This is a genomic window from Acinetobacter sp. ANC_7654 (assembly GCF_056779855.1).
The window spans coordinates 308535-333169 of the sequence record NZ_JBWYIR010000001.1; the positions used below are offsets into that span (position 1 = coordinate 308535).

Annotated in this window: 24 protein-coding genes; 14 read left to right on the forward strand and 10 right to left on the reverse strand. The window is 38.3% G+C overall.

Translation table 11 applies throughout. From position 1 onward, the window contains the following. Nucleotides 1–4: 4 nt before the first annotated feature. Nucleotides 5–799, reverse strand: a complete 795-nt coding sequence (gene rutD / locus AC1M86_RS01510) for a pyrimidine utilization protein D (RefSeq protein WP_481607072.1) — start codon at nucleotides 797–799, stop codon at nucleotides 5–7. 163 nt (nucleotides 800–962) lie between these two features. Here rutD and AC1M86_RS01515 point away from each other — a divergent pair, with 163 nt between their 5' ends. The 4 genes from AC1M86_RS01515 (at nucleotide 963) to AC1M86_RS01530 (ending at nucleotide 4492) form a co-directional block, all read left to right on the forward strand. Continuing rightward, nucleotides 963–1316: a hypothetical protein gene (locus AC1M86_RS01515; protein WP_481607073.1), complete on the forward strand. Its 354-nt coding sequence runs from the start codon at nucleotides 963–965 to the stop codon at nucleotides 1314–1316. 3 nt (nucleotides 1317–1319) lie between these two features. Further along, nucleotides 1320–3098 carry a PepSY-associated TM helix domain-containing protein gene (locus tag AC1M86_RS01520; RefSeq protein WP_481607074.1) on the forward strand — a complete coding sequence of 593 codons (1779 nt, stop codon included), beginning with the start codon at nucleotides 1320–1322 and terminating at the stop codon, nucleotides 3096–3098. 5 nt (nucleotides 3099–3103) lie between these two features. Further along, nucleotides 3104–3442, forward strand: coding sequence for a DUF3325 domain-containing protein (locus tag AC1M86_RS01525; RefSeq protein ID WP_481588494.1), 339 nt, complete (start codon nucleotides 3104–3106; stop codon nucleotides 3440–3442). Between the two features lie 156 nt (nucleotides 3443–3598). Continuing rightward, nucleotides 3599–4492, forward strand: coding sequence for a LysR substrate-binding domain-containing protein (locus AC1M86_RS01530; protein WP_481607075.1), 894 nt, complete (start codon nucleotides 3599–3601; stop codon nucleotides 4490–4492). A 77-nt stretch (nucleotides 4493–4569) separates the two neighbouring features. Here AC1M86_RS01530 and AC1M86_RS01535 read toward each other — a convergent pair whose 3' ends face one another. Beyond that, nucleotides 4570–6168, reverse strand: a complete 1599-nt coding sequence (locus AC1M86_RS01535; RefSeq protein WP_481607076.1) for a bifunctional 3-(3-hydroxy-phenyl)propionate/3-hydroxycinnamic acid hydroxylase — start codon at nucleotides 6166–6168, stop codon at nucleotides 4570–4572. Nucleotides 6169–6460: 292 nt separating this feature from the next. Here AC1M86_RS01535 and AC1M86_RS01540 point away from each other — a divergent pair, with 292 nt between their 5' ends. Further along, nucleotides 6461–6973: a tetratricopeptide repeat protein gene (locus AC1M86_RS01540; RefSeq protein WP_481607077.1), complete on the forward strand. Its 513-nt coding sequence runs from the start codon at nucleotides 6461–6463 to the stop codon at nucleotides 6971–6973. A gap of 133 nt (nucleotides 6974–7106) precedes the next feature. On the opposite strand, the gene AC1M86_RS01545 is transcribed toward AC1M86_RS01540, so the two are convergent. After that, nucleotides 7107–7610, reverse strand: a complete 504-nt coding sequence (locus AC1M86_RS01545; protein WP_481607078.1) for a cysteine peptidase family C39 domain-containing protein — start codon at nucleotides 7608–7610, stop codon at nucleotides 7107–7109. 84 nt (nucleotides 7611–7694) lie between these two features. After that, nucleotides 7695–8072 (reverse strand): MerR family transcriptional regulator, encoded by a 378-nt coding sequence (locus AC1M86_RS01550; protein ID WP_481607079.1) that lies wholly within the window; start codon nucleotides 8070–8072, stop codon nucleotides 7695–7697. Nucleotides 8073–8143: 71 nt separating this feature from the next. Here AC1M86_RS01550 and AC1M86_RS01555 point away from each other — a divergent pair, with 71 nt between their 5' ends. The 8 genes from AC1M86_RS01555 to AC1M86_RS01590 all read left to right on the forward strand — a co-directional run bounded on the left by AC1M86_RS01555 (nucleotide 8144) and on the right by AC1M86_RS01590 (nucleotide 19015). Beyond that, entirely contained in the window at nucleotides 8144–8638 is a 495-nt protein-coding gene (locus AC1M86_RS01555; RefSeq protein ID WP_481607080.1) for a DUF2938 family protein, read from the forward strand. Between the two features lie 60 nt (nucleotides 8639–8698). Continuing rightward, the gene (locus AC1M86_RS01560) at nucleotides 8699–8932 is read left to right on the forward strand and encodes a DUF6500 family protein (RefSeq protein ID WP_092766004.1); all 234 of its coding nucleotides are present in this window, start codon (nucleotides 8699–8701) and stop codon (nucleotides 8930–8932) included. A 212-nt stretch (nucleotides 8933–9144) separates the two neighbouring features. Continuing rightward, nucleotides 9145–10527, forward strand: a complete 1383-nt coding sequence (gene ahcY / locus AC1M86_RS01565) for an adenosylhomocysteinase (protein WP_481588499.1) — start codon at nucleotides 9145–9147, stop codon at nucleotides 10525–10527. 76 nt (nucleotides 10528–10603) lie between these two features. Further along, entirely contained in the window at nucleotides 10604–11440 is an 837-nt protein-coding gene (metF, locus tag AC1M86_RS01570; protein WP_035266512.1) for a methylenetetrahydrofolate reductase [NAD(P)H], read from the forward strand. A 100-nt stretch (nucleotides 11441–11540) separates the two neighbouring features. Continuing rightward, nucleotides 11541–12251, forward strand: coding sequence for a 16S rRNA (uracil(1498)-N(3))-methyltransferase (locus tag AC1M86_RS01575; protein ID WP_481589727.1), 711 nt, complete (start codon nucleotides 11541–11543; stop codon nucleotides 12249–12251). Nucleotides 12252–12419: 168 nt separating this feature from the next. Further along, the gene (locus AC1M86_RS01580; protein ID WP_481607081.1) at nucleotides 12420–15284 is read left to right on the forward strand and encodes an EAL domain-containing protein; all 2865 of its coding nucleotides are present in this window, start codon (nucleotides 12420–12422) and stop codon (nucleotides 15282–15284) included. A gap of 133 nt (nucleotides 15285–15417) precedes the next feature. Continuing rightward, nucleotides 15418–17697 carry an NADP-dependent malic enzyme gene (locus tag AC1M86_RS01585; RefSeq protein ID WP_481591306.1) on the forward strand — a complete coding sequence of 760 codons (2280 nt, stop codon included), beginning with the start codon at nucleotides 15418–15420 and terminating at the stop codon, nucleotides 17695–17697. A gap of 79 nt (nucleotides 17698–17776) precedes the next feature. Beyond that, complete coding sequence (locus AC1M86_RS01590) at nucleotides 17777–19015, forward strand: multifunctional CCA addition/repair protein (RefSeq protein ID WP_481607082.1); 1239 nt, start codon at nucleotides 17777–17779, stop codon at nucleotides 19013–19015. A gap of 35 nt (nucleotides 19016–19050) precedes the next feature. Here the strand turns inward: AC1M86_RS01590 and AC1M86_RS01595 are convergent, their stop codons facing one another. After that, nucleotides 19051–19677, reverse strand: a complete 627-nt coding sequence (locus AC1M86_RS01595) for a LysE family translocator (protein ID WP_481607083.1) — start codon at nucleotides 19675–19677, stop codon at nucleotides 19051–19053. A gap of 159 nt (nucleotides 19678–19836) precedes the next feature. On the opposite strand from AC1M86_RS01595, the gene AC1M86_RS01600 reads away from it, so the two are divergent. Continuing rightward, complete coding sequence (locus AC1M86_RS01600) at nucleotides 19837–20298, forward strand: GNAT family N-acetyltransferase (protein WP_481607084.1); 462 nt, start codon at nucleotides 19837–19839, stop codon at nucleotides 20296–20298. Between the two features lie 12 nt (nucleotides 20299–20310). Here the strand turns inward: AC1M86_RS01600 and epmA are convergent, their stop codons facing one another. From epmA to AC1M86_RS01625, 5 genes are all read right to left on the reverse strand, one after another. After that, nucleotides 20311–21291 (reverse strand): EF-P lysine aminoacylase EpmA, encoded by a 981-nt coding sequence (gene epmA / locus AC1M86_RS01605; RefSeq protein WP_481607085.1) that lies wholly within the window; start codon nucleotides 21289–21291, stop codon nucleotides 20311–20313. Beyond that, complete coding sequence (locus AC1M86_RS01610) at nucleotides 21288–22355, reverse strand: 4-phosphoerythronate dehydrogenase (protein ID WP_481607086.1); 1068 nt, start codon at nucleotides 22353–22355, stop codon at nucleotides 21288–21290. The genes epmA and AC1M86_RS01610 overlap by 4 nt, the downstream gene beginning before the upstream one ends. A gap of 110 nt (nucleotides 22356–22465) precedes the next feature. Continuing rightward, on the reverse strand, nucleotides 22466–23632 hold the full coding sequence (locus AC1M86_RS01615) for a type III PLP-dependent enzyme (protein WP_481607087.1): 1167 nt from the start codon (nucleotides 23630–23632) through the stop codon (nucleotides 22466–22468). Nucleotides 23633–23751: 119 nt separating this feature from the next. Further along, nucleotides 23752–23985, reverse strand: coding sequence for a phosphopantetheine-binding protein (locus AC1M86_RS01620; RefSeq protein WP_481607088.1), 234 nt, complete (start codon nucleotides 23983–23985; stop codon nucleotides 23752–23754). Nucleotides 23986–23987: 2 nt separating this feature from the next. Continuing rightward, the gene (locus tag AC1M86_RS01625) at nucleotides 23988–24632 is read right to left on the reverse strand and encodes an isochorismatase family protein (protein ID WP_481607089.1); all 645 of its coding nucleotides are present in this window, start codon (nucleotides 24630–24632) and stop codon (nucleotides 23988–23990) included. Nucleotides 24633–24635 lie beyond the last annotated feature (3 nt).

Sequence of the window (24635 nt, forward strand, 5' to 3'; positions counted from 1 at the left end):
AATGCTAGAGTGATCGAAGAAATTGAATAATTGCCTGATTAGTGATATCTGGCTCAGTCACAGTAGAAGCATGTGCACCTACATCAAAAATTGAGCATTGTGCATGTACAAAATTTTTCTGAAGATCAAGAGTCTTATGTACTGGAACCAAGAAATCATCACGATTTGCAATCAAGTGAATTGGAGTTCGTTGAAGTGCGGTGATATGTTCATTCGTTATTTTAAATTCCTTTAAAGCCTTCAGACGTCTCAATACATTCTCTTTTGGTGGAAAGTTTCGGAGTTGATTATTTTCTGCTTGTTGTATTTGATCGATATTAACAGAGATCCATACAGGTGGATAAAGAAATAATGCTTGAGCTCTAACATATGCCTCTGCACCAGCATTTTGTAATAACGATTCTCGAGCTTCAAAACATTTGAGCGTATGTGGATCTAGTGAGTCCCACGCATTAATACTGGTCAAACTCAACATTTCCAATTTTGTATTTTGAATTAAAACGGCTAACTCCGCTCCAATATGCCCACCTAAAGCATGACCGATAAAATGGAATTCATCGATCTTTAGATCCTCTAAAATCTGTATCACTTGTATTGCCATATCGGTCATTGAATAAGTTGGTGCTAGTAATGCAGCATCTGCATGACATCCTTGTTGATCATATGTAATGACATGAAAAAATCGAGTCAATATATCTAATTGAGGATGCCAAAAATGTCCATGCCCTCCTAACCCTGAAGATAACAACACAAATTGAGCATTAGGATTAGCTTTGCAGTAAAAAACTTGATACGTCATAAATTTTACCTATCGATAAAAAATAACTACAACGCTGCAATTAACATGCCCAAGCTAATTCAATTAAAAATTTATTTCTAAAATGCTAAATTTATAATTCTAAAGATAAACAATAATTGTTATCATTTACAATAATTACATACACTCACACTTTCTTACTTTTATGAACAGTACAGAATTCGAACTACCAGGCGAGTTAACACTTGGGAATCAAGTAAAAAAAACTCGTAGGACTACTAAATCAGTTTCTATCAGTTATCGCCTGATGGTGCTCTATCGTTTTTTATTGGCGGGTATTGGAGGTTATTTGCTTGCATCCCTCTCTGCTATCGTGATTGCACAAACATTTAGCACATATCAATCTAGCGCAGCGATGTCAGCAACGCTCATTGCTTTCTGTTTACAGTGTGCAGCGTTTATTTGGGTTTTTATGGTTCACAAAACCAGAAAAGCTACATTGGGCATCGTCTTACCTAGCCTTGCTTTATTTCTCATCTATAAAATCATGGGGAACTAATTCATGAGAAGTGATGCCAAAGCTGAAGGCCCACGCCAGTCTATGTCATGGTTACATACTTGGGCTAGTTTGATACTAGGATGGTTGCTGTATGCCATCTTTGTAACCGGTACTTTGAGTTTTTTCCAAGCAGAAATCAGCACATGGATGAAACCCGAGTATCACCAATCGATTCCAAGCCGATCTCAACTTGAGCAGACGCAAGTGGCTCTGCAATATTTGCAGAATAATCATGCTGATGCAGGGAGCTGGGGAATTCAATTACCCAATGCTCGTCAAAATTACACCACACTGAATATCCGGAGTGTCGGAGAAGATCCCAATGCTCGTCGCGGTGGTGAACGTGTGACGATTGACAGTGCCACAGGTAAAGTATTAGAAGCCCGTGAAACCCGTGGTGGTAGCTTTCTGTATCGTTTCCATTTTGAATTATACGGAATGCCACGTATATGGTCACGTTGGATTGTGGGCATAGCAACTATGTTTATGCTTGTTGCAATTATTAGTGGCATCATCACCCATAAGAAAATCTTTAAAGATTTCTTTACCTTTAGAACAGGTAAAGGACAGCGTTCTTGGTTAGACGCACATAATGCAACAGCTGTATTCGCACTTCCCTTTCATATCATGATCACTTTTAGTGGTTTACTTTTATTATTGTTTACCATCATGCCGTGGGGGGTACAGCAAATTTATGACAATCGTGGCGCCTTTCTACAAGACCAACGAAAATCCTTAATTCAAAATCCAGCAGAACCACAAGGGCAGACTCGTACTGATCAACCGCAAGGAAATCAGCGCTCGATGATGAATGCGCGTACAGAAATTGAGGCTCGTGGTACGCAGTCAGCATCAAATGAACATACTAACAAAATGGATGGTGAGAGAAAGAATCGAGGTGAAAGTCGACGTACGCGCAACCAAGATCGAAAAGCTGAACCTGCACCACTTACAGATATTGCTCCGATCCTCACTCAAGCTGAAGCGAAGTGGAAAAACAATCCGATTGGTTCGATCACAATTAAAGCACCAAATACATCGAAGGCGACCATTGAGTTACGTGCTTTACACGGCGCAAGTATCGCTCATCGTGGCGTATATGAAACTTTAGACTTCAATGGTGTGACAGGTCAAAACATTACAGATGATTCCACTCAACTCAAAAATCCTTCTATTCCCAATGGCATTTACAATGTTGCCACTGTTCTACATGAAGCACGAGGAGTTGATTTAGCCTTACGTTGGATACTCTTTTTTTCTGGTATCGTTGGCACGCTAATGGTCGCAACAGGATTAATTTTATGGTGCGTCAAACGTGCACCTCAACAAGCGAAACAAGGTTATAAATCCTTTGGGTATCGTACGGTCGAGATTACCAACATCGCTGCGATTATCGGCTTACCTATTGCTTGTGCAGCTTATTTTTATGCAAACCGTTTTATCCCTGCCAACATGGAAATGCGTTTAAACTGGGAAATCCGTACATTCTTTATTGTGTGGCTCTTCACACTTGTTTATGCTGTTTTTCGCACCCATCGCCAAGCTTGGCTTGAATTACTGGGTCTCGCTACCCTGCTTTTCGCTTTACTTCCGCTTGTAAACTTTATCACAGGTGGTCAACCTTTATGGCGTTCTATAGCTCACGGTCAATGGGTTATCGCTTCGTTCGATCTGGCGATGCTAGTTTTAGCAGTGGTTTTTTATTTTGCTCTTTACAAAGTTCAAAATCATCAAGGAACTCCATTAAAAATGAGTCAAGTTTTACCTAAGGTAGAGGGGTAATCACCATGAGCTTTTTTCTCCTCATTTGGGCAGTTTGTACTTTAGGTTTTATAGGTTTAGCCAGTGCAATGCAAAAGCATCAAAAACAAATTTTTGGTCAAACATTGAGTGCTAAACACCAGAAAATAGCCTCAATGGTTGGATGGGGATTCCTGTCGTTAGGGCTTATCCTCTGCATGAGCAAAGGACAAGTCAGTAATATGATGAGTTATTGGATTGGTGTACTGACATTCGCTGCGCTTTTTGTTGCACTTTGTCTGACCTATTTTGAGTCACAAATGAAAAAAATCATTTTGGGCGTATCCTTTATTGGATTCATCAGCTTGATCTTCCTCATCATTTAAATACTCTACTTGATAAAAAAACCGACCAATATTTCATTTCAATATGGGTCGGTTTTTTTCTTCTTAAATTAGCTTTAAACGTGAATCACGCTGTAGTTCTAGCAATTCAAACGTATAATCAACCTCATTTATTATGGCGATTAAGGATCGGTACGCATGGAACTTCGACATTTGAAATATTTCGTCTCAGTTGCCGAAGAACTTAATTTTACGCGTGCTGCAGAAAAACTCTTTATAGCGCAGCCCTCTTTAAGTCAGCAAATTAAAGATCTTGAAGCGGAATTAGGTACATCCCTGCTGATTCGTAAAAGCAGAAGCTTATCGCTCACAGAGGAAGGAGAAACTTTTTTAAAAGATGCTCGACATATTTTGAAACTTGCTCAAGACGCCAAACACAAGATTCAAATCATGGCGAATACCAAGAAAAATAAATTAAATATTGGCTTTTTACCTGTGGCAGAAATGAAAATTTTTCCCTATGTCATGCCTATTATTCGTGCACAACAGCCTGATTTAGATATTCAATTTCATAGTTTGAGCTGTGTACATCAAATCCAAGCACTTCGTGATCAAAAAATTGATGTCGCATTCACTCGCCAATGTATCGATGATGAGCATATTGCCTCTATTGAATTGTTTAGTGAGCCTCTGATCTTGCTGATTCCTCGTCATTCAGCCCATGCGCATTTAGACTGTATTTCAAAACAGGATTTAATTGCCCAAAAATTTATCATGAGCGAGGAAACTGCCTCACCGATCTTATTCCAAAAAATTCAAAACATTTTTGAAGCTCTAAATACATCTATTCAAGTTGCTCAATACTCGAGTAACATTTTAATGAATATTAATCTTGTAGCGATGCAAGTCGGTTGGACCATTGTTCCAAAATATGTTGAAAGCTTGCTCAGTGAAAATGTCTTAATTAAATCAACTGAAATCGATTTACCGAATATCAGCTTATATTTGAGTTTCAGAAAACAAGATCAAAGTAAGCATTTGCAAACTGTCAAAAATATTCTAAGCCAACACTTTCATTGTCATATTTTTTAAAAATTTGAACGCTATTTTAAAAATAAAAAACCTGCAAATTTGCAGGTTTTCTTTTAGATTAGTCTTAAACTTTTTGATTAAACGCCAAGTTTATCAAACAGCTTTTGACTGAGCTCTTCGCTCGTCTGAGGAATACTTAAGCCCGCCACAAATTTATCTGGTCTTAAAAATGCCATCGAGTATTGAGTGCGACCAAACCACGCACGAATCGCATGCTCTGTATCCCCAAGTGTCAATATTTCATCATCATGAGCATCAGTTTTCAATTGTTCAGGTGGAACGACTTTAATAAATTTCACACCCAAGGCTTTCCATTTTTGAATACTTGTTGGTGTGAGTCCCCAAGTCGGATCTACTCCCCAAGCAATAATAGCAAAGCCTTGACCAATAAAATCATCCAGTAATTTCACATGACCTGTGCTATCTTGCATTTTAGGTTGAATAAACATTTTACCGATTGGTGATGTCTTATTGACCTGTCCAACCAAAATACCAGATTTATATTGTGGCATTGGCTTAAAGCGCATTTCCAACAAATATTGTTTAACTGGTTTAATGTAATTTAGAACATATGAAATAGCATCACGCGCAGTACCTTGCCATTTTTTAGGCGGAGCTAGCACATGGCCTGCTGTAACAGATAAATCAATCATCGCTTTGGCATGATCATGACGCTCTTCTTGATAAGAATCTAGAACTTTAGCATCTACTTTACCTTGTACGACCATAGCCAGTTTCCAAGATAAATTGAACGCATCACGCATTCCACTGTTATAACCCTGTCCCTGCCATACTGGCATAATGTGCGCTGCATCTCCCGCAAGTAAGATACGCCCTTCTTTAAATCTACTGGCTATACGTGCATTATGGGTATAAACACGATTTCGGATCACATCGATATTTTCAGTGTTTGGTAATACTTTGGATAAAAGTTTAGCCATGTTTTCAGGTTGACTCAGTTGCTCTTGCGTCTCCCCTGGCATCACCATAAATTCAAAACGACGGATACCATGTGGTAAAGCCGCTGACACATATGGACGTACTGGATCACAACATAAGTAAATATGTGGTATCGCCAATGGATCGTTTGCAATATCGACAACAATCCATTGGTTAGGTGCAGTTTTACCCTCAAAAGGAATATTCAACATACGGCGAACGTAGCTATTACCTCCATCACATGCCACAAGATACTTTGCAGTTATATATTCAATTGTTTTATCTTTATTTTGGATTTGAACTTCAACTTGATCTGCAGTCTGCTTAAAACTTTGAAGTTGACGAGAAAAAAGTACTTCCACATCATCAAAACGTTCTAAACCTTCCAATAATTCTGCATCAACATAAGGTTGTACGAATGCGTTACGACGAGGGAAACCAAACTCACGTGTTTTAGGTTGAATATCTGCAAAACAACGGCCTGAAGGCGTAAGAAAACGCATCGCATGATCGGGAGTGGTATGCGGCAATACTTTGTTGATCAAGCCAATCGATTGCATTGTTCTTAGAGATTCATCATCAATACCAATTGCACGAGGATAATCAATCAATTGATCGAGCTGTTCAATCACTTTTACTTTTAAGCCCGCAAGGCCAAGGCCGTTCGCCATCGTTAAACCGACTGGGCCTGCACCAAGTACGATCACATCTGCTGAATAAGTGTTGGTCTGTGACATGGTCAATCTCCTCTAATATTCGCATTAGAGAGGATTTTCAGCATAGGAAAAAGTTATGCTAAGGTCTTATGAAATTTAAAAAACTGTCACGTTTACTTCAATTCCATCAAAAAACCTTAATTTACGTCGCACATCTATAGTTTTTACCTATGCTTGGATTTGTAATTCATCTACAAAATATCTCAGTAAATCTGCTCAAACCGTACTACTCAAGCTTTGAATCAGTTTTACAGTATAATAAGGTAACAACTTTAATATTTTTTGCTTCGCTTTGAAGCCATGGAATCCCACTATGACGAAACGTGTTACCGTCCCGATTGCTCTCGAAAATCGTGCTCATGCAGGTAATGCCGCTGCTCAATTTGAACTTGCTGAACTTTATATGACGAGTGAACACGATGAAGACATTGCGCTTGCAGAAGAATGGGCTTTACGTGCTGGTCAATTGGGTCATGTCGAAGCGATGTACTGGTTAGGGGAAGGTTATACCCATTATGCAAAAGAAGTTTTAGAAGAAGATCCTGAAGATGCAAAACTAAACTTTGAGTACGGTTTTAACTGGCTCACGCAAGCAAGTAAACATCAACATGCTGCTGCGATTTTAGAGCTCGCAGGTTATTACCGTCGTGGTAATGTGGTCGAAAAAGATGTACAAAAATCTGTTGAATTGGTGACTCAAGCCGCTGAACTTGGTGATACTCAAGCAATGCGTGATTTATCTGCCATCTTTGCACATGGTTTAGGTGTGGATATAAACGAGGAAAAAGCTGATTATTGGCAGGAAAAGGCTCAATCAAGCACTTAAGAGAAATCACGTTTTCTTTGCATCAAAAAGCCTTCATGATTGAAGGCTTTTTATTGAGCTACTTTAGATCTTTTTAACTATAACATACCTTAACATAGCAACATACTTTAAGATAGTGACATACTTTTAGATATTAATTAACTTCAGCGATGATGGCTTGTCTACAAATCCCATCTACTGCCCTTTGCTGTTCAAATACTTTTTTCGGCATTGCTTCAAAGCTATCAAAAAAGCAGATTTCTTCTTCATTGATGTCATATACCAATGAATGATTACCAATGCCTTCTAAAGTATCGTAATACACGATCACAAACTTATTGGCATCAAATGCGATTTGAATATCTTGATAGCTGATTGCGGGGGATATTTTTAGCGCAAGTTTTTCAGCTTCTAAATAACTTCGCTTTTCTTGCTCTTGAAGTGCATTGTCTTCATCTGTGGTAAATTCCACATCTAAGCCAAATTTTTTAAGTCCCACAGCTAGACCGATCGTGGTCGTTCCATCACCCTCTACATAACCACAGACTTCTTTTAGTTGTTCAATATCTGGGTCTAACCCAAGATGTTGAAAGAGCATCCATACGGCGTAAATGCCAGCATTAGCTTCGAGGTTAGCTAGTTCTTCGGGAATTTCCATCAAAAATATATATTATTTATTGAGCTATCAATTATAACAAATAATCTTCTTCAAAATTTAAGAAATTAAATACAAAATTCAAGCTCACTCATCTAAAAGTTTCAAAAAGTCTGGACATTGTAAATGGTCATCGTATGGACATTTTTCAACGTGTGTTAAAATTAAGAGTAAGTTATTTAAAGTCTCAATTTTATCTTTGATTTCGTTTTTTGCTTCCCTAACTTGATCTCGTTTAATTTTAATTTTTTCATGATCAATTGCCATATTTTTAATTTGGCTCAGCGTCATACCACCATTCTGGAAGATCTTGATTAATGAGATATTCTGTATTGCTCGGGATGAATACTGTCTTCTAAGCCCTTTCCTTCCAATAGATCGAATAAGTCCTTTTGATTCATAAAACCTAATCGTGGCAGTTGAAGTATTTGTCCGATCAACTAGATCACCTATATCTATTTCCATTAATGCACCTTGACTTCAAGTTAGCTTTAAGTTGCACACTAACATGACTTAAATTAGAGAGTCATCCTTTCATGAATATTTTAATTTACATTTTAGCCTTAGGCCTAAGCGCTACTTTAATTATGAATTTTTTAGGTTGGGTAAGAGCGATGATTTTTAAAATCCCCTCATTTAACTATGCTTATTTGGGTAGGTTTTTCTTTTTAGTTAAAAATAAAAAATACGTATACAGAAATATTACCGAAGCCCCTGTACACAAATTTGAATACATTACGGGTTGGGTATTTCATTATATAACCGGTATTTTTTTCGCTTTAATTTATACTTATATCGATAATTCACATACTACTTTGGAAGCTTTTATATCTTCTATTTTATTTGGACTTTCAACTGCTATTATCCCATTTTTGGTGATGCAACCTATTCTTGGATTTGGTTTCTTTGCGAGTAAAACGCCCAATCAATGGATCAGCATAAAAAATAGCTTAGTGGCACACTTAAACTTCGGAATCGGTTTATTTATAGCCCAAATTATTCAATCCTACATTTTCTCAACATTACACTAATGAAAGCTTGATAGATTGAATGATAAAAATTTTAAATTAAATTTCTAATACGTTGCCAAAATGAATAAATCAATCAAAGACAAAATTATTCGAATTTGTGATGAAAAAATCGATCGGAAGGGAGAATCTGTAGGTTTGTCATTTTATGCTTTCTTTTCAAATAAAAATAATGACCCCGATGCACTCATGGAAGTAGCTCATTGGTGGATCATGAAACATAAACTTGACCACTTTGAAAAAGCACAGAAAATAAAATCTCTAATATCATCGGAATCTGAAGTTGACGCGATTTAATTGAAATACTTTGAATCACCAATAACCAACTTAACATTGGAAATTCGCAAGTTTAGAAGTACAATACTGCCCTAGTCGAGGGATGCTGCGACGTTTTACAAGTAAAAAATGTAAAAGCGCCAGGCTCGACGATCGGTCAATCTGCTCAGATGGACCAACAACGGCATCCGCGAACATAATGATCAATTTTTGTTTTTTATAAGGAGATCGTGATGAACGCGGTTAATGCTTCATTTACAGATTATAAAGTTGCCGATATTTCACTTGCTGACTACGGCCGTAAAGAAATCAAACTTGCAGAAGCTGAAATGCCAGCCCTTATGGGTCTGCGTAAGCGTTACTCTGCGGCTAAACCACTTGCTGGTGCTAAAATTTTGGGTTGTATCCACATGACAATCCAAACAGCTGTTCTTATCGAAACTTTGGTAGAGCTTGGTGCTGAAGTTCGTTGGACATCTTGCAACATTTTCTCTACTCAAGACCACGCTGCGGCAGCTATTGCAGCTTCAGGTGTTCCTGTATTTGCTTGGAAAGGCGAAACTGAAGAAGAATACATGTGGTGTCTTGAACAACAAATTAATGTAAATGGTACGCCTTGGGATGCCAACATGATTTTGGACGACGGCGGTGACTTAACTGCGCTTGTTCATGAAAAATACCCAGAAGTACTCGCAAAAATCCATGGTATTACTGAAGAAACAACAACAGGTGTTCAACGTCTTCTCGAAATGTGGAAAGACGGTTCATTGAAAGTACCTGCGATCAACGTAAATGACTCAGTAACTAAATCTAAAAATGACAACAAATACGGTTGCCGTCACTCTCTAAACGATGCGATCAAACGTGCAACTGACATGCTGTTATCTGGTCGTCGTGCGCTTGTAATTGGTTACGGTGACGTAGGTAAAGGCTCTGCACAATCACTTCGTCAAGAAGGCATGATCGTACGTGTTTCTGAAATCGATCCAATCTGTGCAATGCAAGCCTGCATGGACGGTTACGAAGTAGTTTCTCCATACAAAAATGGCGTACAAACAGGTAAAAAAGAAGACGTTAACGCTGACCTTCTTCAAAATACTGACTTAATCGTAACAACGACTGGTAACTACCACGTTTGTGACGCTGCAATGCTTGATACATTAAAAGCAGGTGCAGTAGTTTGTAATATCGGTCACTTTGACACTGAAATCGATACCAACTACTTACGTGGTTATAAATGGGTTGAAGTTAAACCACAAGTTCACCAAGTATATCGTTCAGAAAATGAAAATGATTACCTCATTCTTCTTTCTGAAGGTCGCTTAGTAAATCTTGGCAATGCAACTGGTCACCCATCACGCGTGATGGACGGTTCTTTTGCGAACCAAGTTTTAGGTCAAATGCACTTGTTCGCAGAGAAATTTGCTGATCTTCCTGAAGATCAAAAACAAGCAGCGATTCGTGTTGAACTTCTTCCTAAGAAATTAGATGAAGAAGTTGCTGCAGCAATGGTTGCAGGTTTCGGTGGTGTTCTGACTCAATTAACTCAAGAACAAGCGGACTACCTTGGGGTTGCTGTTGAAGGTCCATTCAAATCTGACGCTTATAAATACTAATCTTTGAACAAGCAGGCTGAACAGCCTGCTTTTCTTTGAATTCTATTTTGCTGAAATAAGTACAAAGGATTTGAACATGTCTAAACAGATTCCAATTTCTTTTGAGTTTTTCCCAACCAAAACTGATGCAGGTGCGGAAAAACTTAAGGTTGTTCACCAAGAACTGCAGTTGCTGAATCCAGAGTTTTTCTCTGTGACTTATGGTGCAGGTGGTTCTACACGTGAACGTACACTTTCGACTTTAGCTGATTTTAATGGCAAAGGCACGCCTGTTGCTCCTCACCTCTCTTGTATTGGTGATAGCAAAGAACGGATCGCTGAACTTTTAGATTTATACAAATCTCAAGGGATTGACCGTATAGTTGCACTACGTGGTGACTTACCTTCCGGTCAAGTTGGCTTAGGTGAATTACCGTATGCCCAGGATTTAGTACGCTTTATCCGTGAACATTCGGGTGACCACTTCCAAATTGAAGTTGCAGCTTACCCTGAAATGCATCCACAAGCAGATAGCTTTGATTTAGACATCAAACGCTTTTGTGAGAAAGCCAATGCAGGTGCAAATGCAGCCTTAACTCAATTCTTCTTTAATCCAGATGCGTATTTTTACTTTGTAGAGCGCATTCAAAAAGAAGGTGTGAATATTCCTGTTGCGCCGGGCATTATGCCAATTACCAATGCAAGCAATCTCATTCGTTTTGCGGATGGTACCGGTGCCGAAATCCCTCGTTGGATTCGTAAGCAACTTGCGGCTTATGGTGATGACACTGCTTCAATTAAAGCCTTTGGTCATGAAGTGATTGTGAAGCTATGTGAACGCCTCATTGCTGGTGGTGCGCCAAGCTTACACTTTTATACGATGAACACCACTGATCCAACTCGTCAACTTGTAAAAGACCTCGGTCTAGCATAAGTCTCCTGACTTCTTTTATCGACAGCTTAGGTTCACCTTATTTGATGTAGGGACTGAAGATAAAAGAAGTTTTTATTTTACCGATTTTAGAGTAATGCAGATGCCTCGTTTTTTTATTGAAGCAGACCTTAATGTAAATACAACAGTTGAACTGACTGAAACTGTATTTCATCATTGGGTCAAAGTTTTACGTGCACAAGTCGGTGAAAAAGCGACCCTGTTTAATGGTCAAGGTGGCGAATATCAAGTTGAATTAACTGAAGCCAATAAAAAAACAGGCTCGGTTCTAGTTCAAGAATTTAACCCAACCAATCGCACACCCAACTTTAATGCCTTACTTGGTCAAGTAATGAGTAAAGGTGACCGCATGGATTATGCTATTCAAAAAGCGGTTGAGTTAGGCGTATCTGAAATTCAACTTCTCACCTCTGAACGTTGCGAAATGCGTTTAAAGTACGACCGTGATCAGAAAAAACTTGATCATTGGCAAGGTGTAGCAATTGCAGCTTGCGAGCAGTGTGGAATGAATATTGTTCCAAAAATATTAGCTCCACTCCCTTTAGCACAATGGTTAAATAGCACACTCCCTGAAACGAAATTAGTCTTAGCCCCCAATAAAGATGAGGTCGATGTGTTAAATGATGCCTCCTCAAATATAGCGCTACTCATTGGTCCAGAAGGTGGATTAAGTGAAGCTGAAATCCAATCTGCAAATCAGCATGGATTTATCAATTGGTGTATTGGTGAACGTGTTCTACGTACAGAAACCGCACCAGTGGTTGCTTTATCGATCTTAAATTACAAATTTTAATAAATATTTTCTCAAAATTCCGTGATTTAACTCACAATAGAATTGATTTTCATCCAATTAGACAGTACTTTAATGAGAAAAGAGTTGTCGCGCTAAATTTATATTTTTTAAGTTCGTACTCAAAAATAATTCAAATAAAGTAGAAAGAAAATTAAGGTATTGCCAGTTATGAGTGAAGTTCAGGGAGAGCATGTTTCCAACTCTGTACTCGATAGCCAGATCAAAAGTGCGACTTCTAATTTGCATTTTTTTTTAGCGTGGGTGCTCTTTGCCTGTATCTATAATCAACTTATTTACTTCTTTTATTTCAAAAGCTTTTCAATACCTTATACCATTTGGCTCATTATATTTACCGCCATTCTTTTAATCTGTATTTGCTTTACCCTCTTTTTTAAAAAATCTAATCAAATTAGTATTTTTAACTTAGACATGTGGGCACAATTGGTTTGCTTAATTACTGGAGCTGGTCTAGCTATTGGTATTTATACCGTATTACAGCTTATGCCCGAACATAATCCAGAAGTCAAAGATATACATATGTTGACTTTAGCTGGGTTAATGTTATCTATTGTTTATACTTTTGCTATTGTATTTTTATCACAGCGTTTACGATACTTCCTTTATGTTTTTTTGCCTTCAGCTTCGGCCATAGTCCTTTCCAATTTCCTTTTTTTAGATAATACTCCTGATGTTTTTAGTTTAATCTTTAATATTTGGTTTGGTGTATTACTTATTTGTGCACTCCTTACCCATAAGATGTACCGCCGTCTTGGAATATTAAATAATCACAATAAATTCTATCTATCTGAATCTAGAAAACATCTTATGGAGTCATCACTTCTCCAAGACAAGCTAAAAAATGAGATTGAAAAATCCAAAGAAATTGAAAGCCAATTACAAATGCATAATCAATTACTCGAACAAAAAGTAATTGAACGAACCTACGATATTAATAAGATCAACGATCGACTGCAGCACCATCAAGCTAATCTCGATTTTGCGCATGAAACTGCTGGAATTTCATCTTGGCTATGGAATATTGAGAAAAGAACCATTGAAATTTCAGGAATTAAATATGGTAATCAGGTTTTACACTACCAAAGTGCTACTGATCAAATTAACGATTTTATTCACCCAGAAGATCAAGAAAATTATCGTAAAGAGCTCCGTAGACATTTAAGAGGAAATACTGAACGTTTTGAAGCACATTATAGAACTAAAGTAAAAGATCAGTGGTTCTGGATTAAAGATATTGGTCGAGTTATTACACGTGATCCTAAAAATAATAAACCTCTTAAAATGGTGGGTATTTTCCAAGACATTGAGAGTGAAAAAAAAGCACAAGAAAAATTGAAATTAGCTTCGAATGTATTTAATCAAGTGGCCCAAGGAGTTTTCGTTTTAGACAATAACTTGTGTTTTTTAGAAGTTAATCCTTATTTTAGTGAATTGGTCAACATCCCACCGCAGGATATTATCTCAAAACACATCTTTGATATTACCAAATCTTCCACATCCCAACTCAGCCAACATCACGCCGATATAACTCAAACGGTGTTACTCACCGGACAATATGATGCTGAGGTCACAGAAGAATTTATTTCAGGAAAGATATTAACCTTGTGGCTGCATATCAATGCAGTTCGTGATGATAAAAATAGAATTTTAAATTATGTAGGCATCATTTCAGATTTGACTGAACGGAAACAAAATCTTGAAAGAATGGCCTACTTAGAGAATTACGATCTACTTACAGATTTACCTAACCGTGTTTATTTTAATTTACAGTTACACCAGTATCTAATTAGTAAATCTAAAATTCTGAGCCATTTTTCTATTATTCGTCTTAACATTGATCGATTTAGACATTTTAATGAGTTTATTAATCATCAAACTGGAGATGAAGTTCTCAAAGAAGTTTCCCGAAGACTGAAATATACCTGTTCTAAAGCTGTTCTGATTTCATATTTAAATAATGATGACTTTGCTATGATTTACAACTTAAATCATAGTCATTACACGATCCAACAAGTCGTCGATCAGATCCTTGAGGCCTTTGAAATACCCTTTATCATCGATGGGCAAGAACACATGATTCATGTCTCACTGGGTATCGCAATTTACCCCAATCATGGTAGACAAATTGGTAGCTTAAATAGTCACGCGGAAAGCGCTTTAACAGAAGCAAAAAAACTAGGGGGCAGCACAGCCTATTATTATGACAACAAGCCTGAATCCATTTTTGGCAGTGACATTGAGCTCGAAAGAGATTTACGACTTGCTATAAAAAATCAGGACTTAGAAATTTACTATCAACCTAAGATAGAAAGTAAAACGATGCAAGTGAGCGGCTTTGAAGCATTAATCCGCTGGAATCATCCAAAGTATGGCATCATCATGCCAGATCGTTTTATACCGATTGCTGAAATGACTAGTCTGATCTCAGATATCGGAAAATTTGTTATTTTCCAGACATGTAAGCAACTTAAAATATGGCATGAATTAGGATTTGATAAGTTACAAATTTCTATTAATGTCGTGGCGCAACAGATCCATCGTGGGGAATTTCTCAATTTTATTGATCAAGCCGTGCTCAAATACTCACTCAAACCCGAGTTTATAGAGTTTGAACTTACCGAGTCATCATTATTAGATAAATCATCTCATGTTTTTGATTTGTTAGACGAAATTAAGGATAAAAATTTCTTAATCGCCTTAGATGACTTTGGAACAGGCTATTCTTCACTTGCATATCTTGCCGACTATCCTATTGATACACTCAAGATTGATCGCGCCTTTATTTCAAAGATTGGCACTCGTAAAAATAATGCTATTGTCGATGCAATTATTTCAATGGGTAAAACGATGGGGATGAAATTAGTTGCTGAAGGTGTTGAGGATATCGAGCAAATTGAATATTTAAAAAAACAAGGTTGTGATTATTTCCAAGGTTATTATTTTTCGAGACCATTAAATAGCGCTGATAGCACTCAATTTCTGCAAAATGAATATCAATTCTCAAAAATCAAATAAAGGCTAGACCAAAGTCCTAAATATGTATGAAATTTCGACTTTTAACTGTGATCAATGTGCAACTAGTGGTATATTCGAACCGATATAACCAAAAAACCAGCAAGGCTGGAACATTGTAATAACTGGGATTCAGATGGACGATCAATCTTTAAAACAGCAAGCACTCTATTACCACGAATTTCCAACGCCAGGAAAAATCAGCGTTACTCCGAGTAAGCAACTCGTCAACCAACATGATCTAGCATTAGCATATTCCCCAGGTGTTGCAGTGCCATGTTTGGAAATTGAAAAAGACCCTTCTAAAGCAGCGCTTTATACTGCACGTGGTAACTTAGTCGCAGTCGTCAGTAATGGTACTGCAGTACTCGGTTTGGGTAATATTGGTCCCCTCGCCTCTAAACCAGTGATGGAAGGTAAAGGCGTCCTGTTTAAAAAGTTTGCAGGCGTTGATGTTTTCGATATCGAAATTGCAGAAAATGATCCAGATAAAATCGTAGATATTGTTGCTGCTCTTGAACCGACTTTCGGCGGTATTAACCTCGAGGACATTAAAGCTCCAGAATGTTTCTATATTGAACAGAAACTTCGCGAGCGTATGAATATCCCAGTTTTTCATGATGATCAGCATGGAACATCAATTATTGTAGGTTCAGCGCTTTTAAATGCTTTGCAATTGAACGGCAAAAAAATTGAAGATATCAAGATCGTCGCTTCTGGAGCAGGTGCTGCGGCACTATCATGTCTAGATCTTCTTTGTGCGCTTGGTGCTAAAAAAGAAAATATCATTGTTGCTGACTCTCGTGGACTCTTAACAAAAAAACGTGAAGGTTTAGACGAGTCTAAAAAACGCTATGTTCAAGATATCGAAGGTTCTCAGATTGGCGACGTAATTGCTGGTGCAGATATGTTCCTTGGTCTATCAGCTGCGGGTATTTTGACTAAAGAAATGGTCAAAGTCATGGCGAAGGATCCAATTATCTTCGCGCTTGCTAATCCAGATCCTGAAATTCTGCCTGAACATGCACATGAAGTTCGTGATGATGTCATCATGGCGACGGGTCGTTCAGACTATCCGAACCAAGTGAATAATGCGCTTTGCTTCCCATATATCTTCCGTGGTGCACTTGATGTAGGTGCAACAACCATTAACGAAGAAATGAAGATTGCATGTGTACACGCAATTGCTCGTATGGCACATGTAGAAGCTGATGCTGCATCTTATGGTGAAAAATCTGCATCATTTGGACGTGATTACCTAATTCCACGCCCACTAGATCAACGCTTGATTCTTGAAATTGCGCCTGCTGTTGCAAAAGCTGCGATGGATTCTGGTGTAGCGACTCGTCCAATCCAAGATTTCTCCGTGTATCATCAGCGTCTTTCTGAGTTCGTTTACAACTCAGCATTTATGATGAAACCAATTTTTGCTCAAGCGAAAACTGATCCTAAACGTATTGCTTATGCGGAAGGTGAAGATCTTCGTGTTCTTCGTGCTGTTCAAATTGCAGTAGACGAAGGCCTGGCAAAACCGATCTTGGTGGGTCGTACTGCTGTGATCGAAGCGAATATTAAGAAATTAGGTTTACGTTTAGAAAATGGTGTGAATATCACTATCGTTGATCAAGAAACAAATCCTGATTACGAAAAGTTTGCTGATGATTACTATAATCTGATGATGCGTAAAGGGGTAACACCTGAGTATGCACAACGTGAATCACGTCGTCGTTCGACCCTGATTGCAGCGATGTTAGTACGCCACGGCTTAGCAGATGGTATGCTATGTGGTACGTATTCTAGCTACGATATTCATTTAGATTTCGTGAGTAATGTCATTGGTTTAAAAGAAGGTCATAACACTTTCTTTACCTTAAATGCGTTGATGCTCGAAGATCGTAACTTGTTCATTGCAGATACATACATCAATCGTAATCCTACGGCTGAACAGCTTGCTGAAATGACTATTTTAGCAGCAGAAGAAGTCCGTCGTTTCGGTATTACTCCACGTGTAGCATTGTTGTCGCACTCAAGTTTTGGTTCTGACCAGACTGATCCTAGCGCTCAAAAAATGCGTAAAGTGTATGAAATTCTTTCTGAAATCGCACCTGAACTTGAAGTTGAAGGTGAAATGCATGCAGATGCAGCGCTTGATGAAAATATCCGTAGCTTTGCATTCCCGAACTCGCGCTTCAAAGGTTCTGCGAATCTATTGATTATGCCGAATTTAGATGCTGCAAATATTTCATTCAACCTGTTGAAGTCAACTTCAGGAAATAATGTAACAATTGGTCCAATCTTATTAGGTGCGGCTAAGCCAGTTCATATCTTAACACCAACAGCAACTACGCGCCGTGTTGTGAATATGACTGCATTAACTGTTGCAGAAATTCAAGAAGAGGAAAAAAACGCGCTCTAATCCTTTATTTAGGGCACGTTTTGTGACTTGAGAAAACCTCTATTCTGATGCATGATGGTGCTAAGAATAGAGGTTTTTTATGCAAGTTTATTTAGTAGGCGGCGCAGTACGAGATCAGTTGCTCGGACACCCCTATCACGAAAAAGATTATGTCGTTGTCGGTGCAACACCAGAACAACTTTTAAACCAAGGGTTCCAACCTGTTGGTAAAGATTTTCCTGTATTTCTACATCCCGAAACTAAAGATGAATACGCCCTCGCTCGTACTGAGCGTAAATCTGGGCATGGTTATCATGGCTTTGAATTTTTTACCGATCCCTCGGTAACCCTTGAAGATGATTTAATTCGTCGTGATTTGACCATAAATGCAATGGCCATGAATGACGATGGTGAGTTGTTCGACCCTTATCATGGTTATCAAGATTTGAATCAACGCATTTTACGTCACGTTTCTGATGCATTTGCAGAGGATCCACTACGAGTATTGCGTGTTGCCCGTTTTGCAGCTCGCTATCATCAGTATGGTTTTAAAGTAGCTGAAGAAACCATAGCCTTAATGAAAAATTTGGCTGATTCTGGTGAATTGCAAGCACTTACACCTGAACGTGTTTGGAAAGAAACTTCTCGTGCTTTAATGGAACGTGATGCTGATATTTACTTTGAAGTCCTTCGTCAGTGTGATTCTCTCAAAATCCTCTTTCCAGAAATCGAAGCATTATTTGGTGTACCACAACGTCCTGAATACCATCCTGAAATTGACTGTGGTATTCATACCTTGATGTCATTACAACAAGCTTGTAAAGCAGACTACTCGATGGATGTACGCTTCGCAGTATTAGTGCATGATCTGGGTAAAGCACTCACGCCTAAAGATGAGTTACCTCGCCATATCATGCATGAGGAACGTGGTGTTCAGCCCGTGACTGATTTATGTGAACGTCTTAAAGTTCCGACCCAAACCAAACAATTGGCAATTGCGGTGTGCAAAGAACATCTTAAATGCCATCAGGCGTTTACATTAAAACCAGGAACACTTTGGCGTCTATTACAACGTTTAGATGTATTACGCCGTCCTGAACGTGTTGAGGCTTTTGTACAAGCATGTGAATGTGATGCCAAAGGTCGCTTAGGTCTCGAAGACCGTGAATATCCTCAAGCAAAATATGTATTAGATGCGGTACAGATTGTTCGTTCAATTAAAGCATCTGATTTACCGCCTGAGATCAAAGGCCCTGATATTGGTGAAATGCTGATACAAAAAAGAATCGAGGCTTTGGCAACGCACCGAGAAAAACATCAATCCTTGGTAAACGCATAATATTTACCTCCTGAAACTCAGGAGGTAATCGTATTTTAAAAAAATGATTGTTGAAAATATTTAAAAGAATCAATCATTGGTTTAATGATTGAAGCCACTAATAGTAGCGCCATACTGTAATTGAAAATTCTTAGATGCTGTGGCGTACGCACCAAAGTTTGTAATTTTTCTCCGAGTATTCCCCAAGCTCCCGTGCATGGAATACAGACTAACCCAAACACAACACCCAAAATGATATACCAATAAAATTCACTGCCTGCAGCTAAATAAGTCGTCACCGCGCCCATTGCCATAATCCAAGCTTTTGGATTGACCCATTGAAATAATGCAGCTTGCAAAAAAGTAATGGGTTTCGCTTGAGTTTTATCTAATTCAACTGAGCCTGATTGAGCAATCTTAATAGCTAAATAGATTAAATAAGCAATACCGATCAACTTTAGAATTTCGTATACCAATTGATTTTGACTCAGTAATGTACCAATTCCTAAACCAACCAAAATCACCATGACCCCAAAACCGATCGCTACACCTAAAATGTGTCCATAAGTCGCACGGAGTCCAAAGTTCACTCCTGAGGTTGCGACCATCAAATTGTTAGGTCCAGGTGTTATGGATGTCACAATTGTATAAATTACAAAAGATAAAAATATAGAAAAAGACATATAGTCGCCTATGATTATTGTTTTAAATCTTCACGTTGAAAAATGAATTAAATCCAATATTAAAAGATAAAATATTAAATTTATCTAAACAAAATACATGAAAGATTAAATTATTTAAACATAGTTCAATTCATACTTATAAATCATGTTTCAATAGCCATGACAATACTGATTAAACCTGTAAATTTAAACCATGATGTTGCAGCGATCGCTGAATTGACTACCCAACTCGGCTATCCAACTCAAACAGAAGTTATGAAAGAACGTTTGATGAGGTTGCAAGCCCAGGAGCGTTATACAACCCTAGTATTTATCGATCATGGACAAGTTGTCGCATATATTGGTTTTGTTGAAGAAATATCATGTGAATGTGCTGATCCGTATTTTCGCATTCTAGTACTCATTGTAGATCAGGCGCATCGCGATAAAGGGATTGGTCAAAAACTGTTGGCTCACGTTGAACATATAGCCAGTCAACAAGGTATTCAAAAAATTGTGGTCAGTAGTGGTAATCGTGCTGAACGATTACCTGCACATCAGTTTTATTTAAATCACGGTTTTAAAGCGTATAGCACGACATTTGTCAAAATATTAGCTCCTCAAGATCGTCCTTTATCCTGAGGATAAAAAATCTTATGAGCGATCAGCAGGAAATGTAATCACTTGCTCTAATTTCATTTTCTCTGTTGCCACCATCAGTAAACGATCGATTCCTAATGCGATACCTGAGCATTCTGGCATTTTAGGCAATGCGGCTAAGAGATTTTCATCTATTGGCATAACATCTAAGCCTAATTTTTCGCGTTCAGCATTATCAGCTTCAAAACGGGAACGCAATACATCTGCATCAATCAACTCATCATAAGCATTTGCTAACTCTAAGCCCTCAATGTAAAGCTCAAAACGTGCTGCAACCAATTCCCCATCTTCATCAACTCGAGTTTTTGCAAGAGAAGCAAGTTCTGGTGGAAAATCCGTTAAAAATACAGGTGTATCAAAACCTAAGCTCGGTTCCACCATATGCGAAAATAACAGGTCGATATATCCTAGACGATCATCACCCAGATCTAGATTTAACCCAACACGATTACAACAATCCTTTAATTCCTCTAATGTGGATTTAAGTGGATTAAAATCTAAGCGATCTATAAATGCATGTTTATAACTTAAAATCGTAGGTCGCACTTCGCCAAAACGATGTGCCAAAGTGACATTGAGTAAATCTGTAACTTCAAACATCAAGTCTTTGAGACTAAAATCAGGTCTATACCACTCAAGCATGGTAAATTCACTGTTATGTTTACGGCCATGTTCATCATCACGAAAAACTTTACAGATTTGATAAATTGGCCCTACTCCTGCTGCCAACAGTCGTTTCATGGCAAATTCTGGTGAAGTTTGAAGATAGTGCTTTTTCAAATGACCATGTACATGACGGCTTGCCTCAACTGACGCCAAGTGGACATCAGTTACTCCAGCATGAGATAAAATTGGAGTTTCAACTTCCAAAACATCACGTTCTAAAAAAAATTGGCGAATCTGTTGATACATCCTCACTCTGGCTTTCATGGCAGCAAAATCGCAAGTTGGTAGATAGCTCAGAGAGTCAGTCATGCCTGAGGCCCTCCATGAGCAGCCCATTCACGGCGTAATGGATATGTTTTGCGTAATTGATCAAATGAGGCTTGATCTACTTTCCCATCTTTGAGGCATGCTCTTAAGTTCTGATCATCTCTAAAGATATCGTAGATATGGTTTAATTGAGTTTTCAGCGTGTGCTTGAAATCACTATTGTTAAAATATTGTTCACATGTAGGCAATTGGGTTTCGAACTGTTTTGAAGATTTATGGCCGAAATGCTGACAGAAAGCATCATAAATCATCTGGGTACCACGCGCTTTACCCTCAAGACTATACCCCGCAATATGCGGTGTCACCAATTGCACAAGATCCAGTAACTCTTCCGTAATGACTGGTTCATGCTCAAAGACATCTAGTACAACTTTACGACCTGTTGCTCGAATATCTGCAATCAAAGCTTGTTCTTCAATGACTGACCCACGGGCAGAATTAATTAAAATTGTAGATGGTTTAAGCTTTTTTAAGGTCTCAGCATTAAACATATGTCGGGTTGCATGCATCCCTGAAGTGGTTAATGGCACATGGATAGAAATTGCATCTGCTTTTGAAAAAACTTCATCTAAAGTGACTTGCTGAATATTTTCTCTTTGTACAAAAGGATCAACCCCGATGACGTTCCATCCCAATAATTTCGCCATATGTGCGAGTCGTGAACCGACATTACCCAGTCCAATAATGGCTAAAGTGAAATCTTGTTCTGCATCTAGCAAATGAGGATTTAGAGCTAATAACGCAGTAATAACATATTCAGAAACAGCTTGGGCATTACATCCTGCAGCATTTGACCATTGAATATTTTGCTGTTCAATTGCTGGAATGTCCAAATGATCTGTTCCGATCGTTGCACTACCCACAAAGGTTAATGCAGTATTTTGAATGAGCGCAGAATTCACTTTCGTCACAGAACGTACTAATAAGGCTTCAGCATCGACCACATCTTCATGCTTTAAGGTACGACCAGCTTTATTATCAATATCGCCAAATTCTGAAAAGAAATAATCTGTGAATGCGAGATTTTCATCTGCAACGATTTTCATGAGCCTACCCATCAAGATTTTAGCATTATGATAACGCTTCTAGGAGGGTTAGGCTATGTGGCTCGCAGCTTGAGCGACTGACTACCAACCACATAGCACCATTCCTTAAATCAATCTAAATAGAACGTTTTTAAAGGTGGATAACCATTAAATTCGACCGAAGCATAAGAGGTTGTATAAGCTCCAGTACTTAACCAATAGAGTCGATCTCCAATGCTCAAGTTTTTAGGTAACTGATAAGGCACTTTTTCATACATGATATCAGTTGAATCACAGGTCGGGCCTGCAAGCACAACACTTGAATGCTCAGGTGCTGAATGCATTTTAGGTGTGTATATAGGATATTTGATCATCTCACCTAAAGTTTCAATTAGTCCATTAAAGACGCCCACATCCGTGTAGACCCATCGTTTATCATCATGTGCTGATTTATTGGCGATAAGAACAATCTCTGAAACAATCACTCCAGCATTACCCACCAATGATCTGCCTGGCTCCAAAAATAATATTACCTGATCATCAAAGTGTTCATCGAGATAGCGTTGAATCTCGTGCGCATAACTTTGGATACTGTCAACTTCAGCTAAGTAATGTGCTGGGAAACCACCACCCAAATTGATTAATTGTAAACTGATACCGTATTGGTCTTTCAAAGTATTAAATATTTGCTTCACTATCGTTAAAGCTGAACGCCATACAGTGACATCACGTTGCTGACTACCGACATGGAATGACACGCCAAAGGGTATTAAACCCAATTGTCTAGCTTTCACCATTAAATCAACCGCCATATCTGGATGGCATCCAAATTTACGTGACAGTGGCCAATCTGCTGTACCTCCCGACTCTACCATTGCCCTGACAAAGACTTTAGAGTTCGGTGCGAATTCGGCTATTTGGGCGAGATCTGCTTCCGCATCGGTAACAAATAAACGGATTCCTTTTCGGTAAGCGTATTCAACGTCTGAAGCTTTTTTAATAGTATTACCGTATGAAATACGATCTGGATGAATTCCACATTCAAGCGCTTTGTCTAACTCATAAATTGATGCAATATCAAAATATGAGCCAAGTTGATCAAGTTTATGAATAATTTCACGACCTGGATTTGCTTTCACTGCATAATAAATATGGGCTTTTGGAAAGCTATTTTGCAACTCAATAAATTGAGTTTGCACTTGATCTAAATCAACAACTAAAAAAGGGCTTTGCTTTGTTTCGGCAAAATTTTGGATTTTTTTCCATTGTTGATCAGAATAGTATTTTTCTAATTGCATGTAAGATCCACTCACGTTAGCGAATAATTTAACGAAAATGGCCTTTGGCTATAAGTACTTTGGCTAGGGCCGTTGATTGTGCATGTGTTGATTTTCAAGGTATGCACATTAGTCTTACATCAATCTCTATCCAATTTAAGACGATCACTCCATTCATTCAACGTTGGCTCCTCCACCAGATCTTGAAATTCAATTTGAAAGCCTTTTTCACGTAGCAATCCAACCAGCGTCATAAGACTGACTGAATCAAGTCCTAACATAAATAAATTATCCTCCTGCTGAATTTCATTTGCAGGTAAATTTAATTGATGAGCGACCATATTTTTTAACTCAAGCATGCTTAATTCATTCATGATCATTGCCCCTGACCTAAGTCATTAATCACAGTCTGAGTATCCATGACTTTTGCACAGCGTCCAGTCGCATATTTTAGTGCAAGATCATGTTCTTCTCGGCTAAAATCCGCCAAGGCATCACCCACCATAAATGCTTGAATATCCAGCATAAATGCTTCCGCAGCTGTTAATAAGCAACCAATATGGGCATATACTCCACAAATCACTAATTGATCGCGATTAGCTTGTTTGATTTGCTGCTCAAAATCACTTTTTTTAAATGCGCTATAGCGCCATTTTGTCAGCACGGTGTCTTCACTTTTTGGTTGAAGTGGATCAATAATTTTGGTCAATGCTGGATCAGCTGACAAACCTTTACCCCAAAAATCCGTTAATAGTTGACGATGTTCTTGCGTCTGATCTCCAGGTTGTGCCGTGTAATAGACTGGAATTCCTAGTGCATGTGCCTGATCAATAAGGGCTTTACAATTTCGGATTAATGTGGGAATGGGCGCTTGGGTCTGATCGTAAAAATCTAAAAAATATTGCTGAACATCATGTACCAATAAAACCGACCGTGACGCATCTAAAGTCCAATCAACTTTGTTAACTGGAAAATCTTGAGCAGATGGCATGGGATAACTTGCAATACGTGGGATTGCCATATT

What these genes read in the sequence shown, in the direction of transcription:
- rutD (WP_481607072.1), bottom strand. Translation starts at nt 799, where the DNA reads ATGACGTATCAAGTTTTTTACTGCAAAGCTAATCCTAATGCTCAATTT.
- AC1M86_RS01515 (WP_481607073.1), top strand. Translation starts at nt 963, where the DNA reads ATGAACAGTACAGAATTCGAACTACCAGGCGAGTTAACACTTGGGAAT.
- AC1M86_RS01520 (WP_481607074.1), top strand. Translation starts at nt 1,320, where the DNA reads ATGAGAAGTGATGCCAAAGCTGAAGGCCCACGCCAGTCTATGTCATGG.
- AC1M86_RS01525 (WP_481588494.1), top strand. Translation starts at nt 3,104, where the DNA reads ATGAGCTTTTTTCTCCTCATTTGGGCAGTTTGTACTTTAGGTTTTATA.
- AC1M86_RS01530 (WP_481607075.1), top strand. Translation starts at nt 3,599, where the DNA reads ATGGAACTTCGACATTTGAAATATTTCGTCTCAGTTGCCGAAGAACTT.
- AC1M86_RS01535 (WP_481607076.1), bottom strand. Translation starts at nt 6,168, where the DNA reads ATGTCACAGACCAACACTTATTCAGCAGATGTGATCGTACTTGGTGCA.
- AC1M86_RS01540 (WP_481607077.1), top strand. Translation starts at nt 6,461, where the DNA reads ATGACGAAACGTGTTACCGTCCCGATTGCTCTCGAAAATCGTGCTCAT.
- AC1M86_RS01545 (WP_481607078.1), bottom strand. Translation starts at nt 7,610, where the DNA reads ATGGAAATTCCCGAAGAACTAGCTAACCTCGAAGCTAATGCTGGCATT.
- AC1M86_RS01550 (WP_481607079.1), bottom strand. Translation starts at nt 8,072, where the DNA reads ATGGAAATAGATATAGGTGATCTAGTTGATCGGACAAATACTTCAACT.
- AC1M86_RS01555 (WP_481607080.1), top strand. Translation starts at nt 8,144, where the DNA reads ATGAATATTTTAATTTACATTTTAGCCTTAGGCCTAAGCGCTACTTTA.
- AC1M86_RS01560 (WP_092766004.1), top strand. Translation starts at nt 8,699, where the DNA reads ATGAATAAATCAATCAAAGACAAAATTATTCGAATTTGTGATGAAAAA.
- ahcY (WP_481588499.1), top strand. Translation starts at nt 9,145, where the DNA reads ATGAACGCGGTTAATGCTTCATTTACAGATTATAAAGTTGCCGATATT.
- metF (WP_035266512.1), top strand. Translation starts at nt 10,604, where the DNA reads ATGTCTAAACAGATTCCAATTTCTTTTGAGTTTTTCCCAACCAAAACT.
- AC1M86_RS01575 (WP_481589727.1), top strand. Translation starts at nt 11,541, where the DNA reads ATGCCTCGTTTTTTTATTGAAGCAGACCTTAATGTAAATACAACAGTT.
- AC1M86_RS01580 (WP_481607081.1), top strand. Translation starts at nt 12,420, where the DNA reads ATGAGTGAAGTTCAGGGAGAGCATGTTTCCAACTCTGTACTCGATAGC.
- AC1M86_RS01585 (WP_481591306.1), top strand. Translation starts at nt 15,418, where the DNA reads ATGGACGATCAATCTTTAAAACAGCAAGCACTCTATTACCACGAATTT.
- AC1M86_RS01590 (WP_481607082.1), top strand. Translation starts at nt 17,777, where the DNA reads ATGCAAGTTTATTTAGTAGGCGGCGCAGTACGAGATCAGTTGCTCGGA.
- AC1M86_RS01595 (WP_481607083.1), bottom strand. Translation starts at nt 19,677, where the DNA reads ATGTCTTTTTCTATATTTTTATCTTTTGTAATTTATACAATTGTGACA.
- AC1M86_RS01600 (WP_481607084.1), top strand. Translation starts at nt 19,837, where the DNA reads ATGACAATACTGATTAAACCTGTAAATTTAAACCATGATGTTGCAGCG.
- epmA (WP_481607085.1), bottom strand. Translation starts at nt 21,291, where the DNA reads ATGACTGACTCTCTGAGCTATCTACCAACTTGCGATTTTGCTGCCATG.
- AC1M86_RS01610 (WP_481607086.1), bottom strand. Translation starts at nt 22,355, where the DNA reads ATGAAAATCGTTGCAGATGAAAATCTCGCATTCACAGATTATTTCTTT.
- AC1M86_RS01615 (WP_481607087.1), bottom strand. Translation starts at nt 23,632, where the DNA reads ATGCAATTAGAAAAATACTATTCTGATCAACAATGGAAAAAAATCCAA.
- AC1M86_RS01620 (WP_481607088.1), bottom strand. Translation starts at nt 23,985, where the DNA reads ATGAATGAATTAAGCATGCTTGAGTTAAAAAATATGGTCGCTCATCAA.
- AC1M86_RS01625 (WP_481607089.1), bottom strand. Translation starts at nt 24,632, where the DNA reads ATGGCAATCCCACGTATTGCAAGTTATCCCATGCCATCTGCTCAAGAT.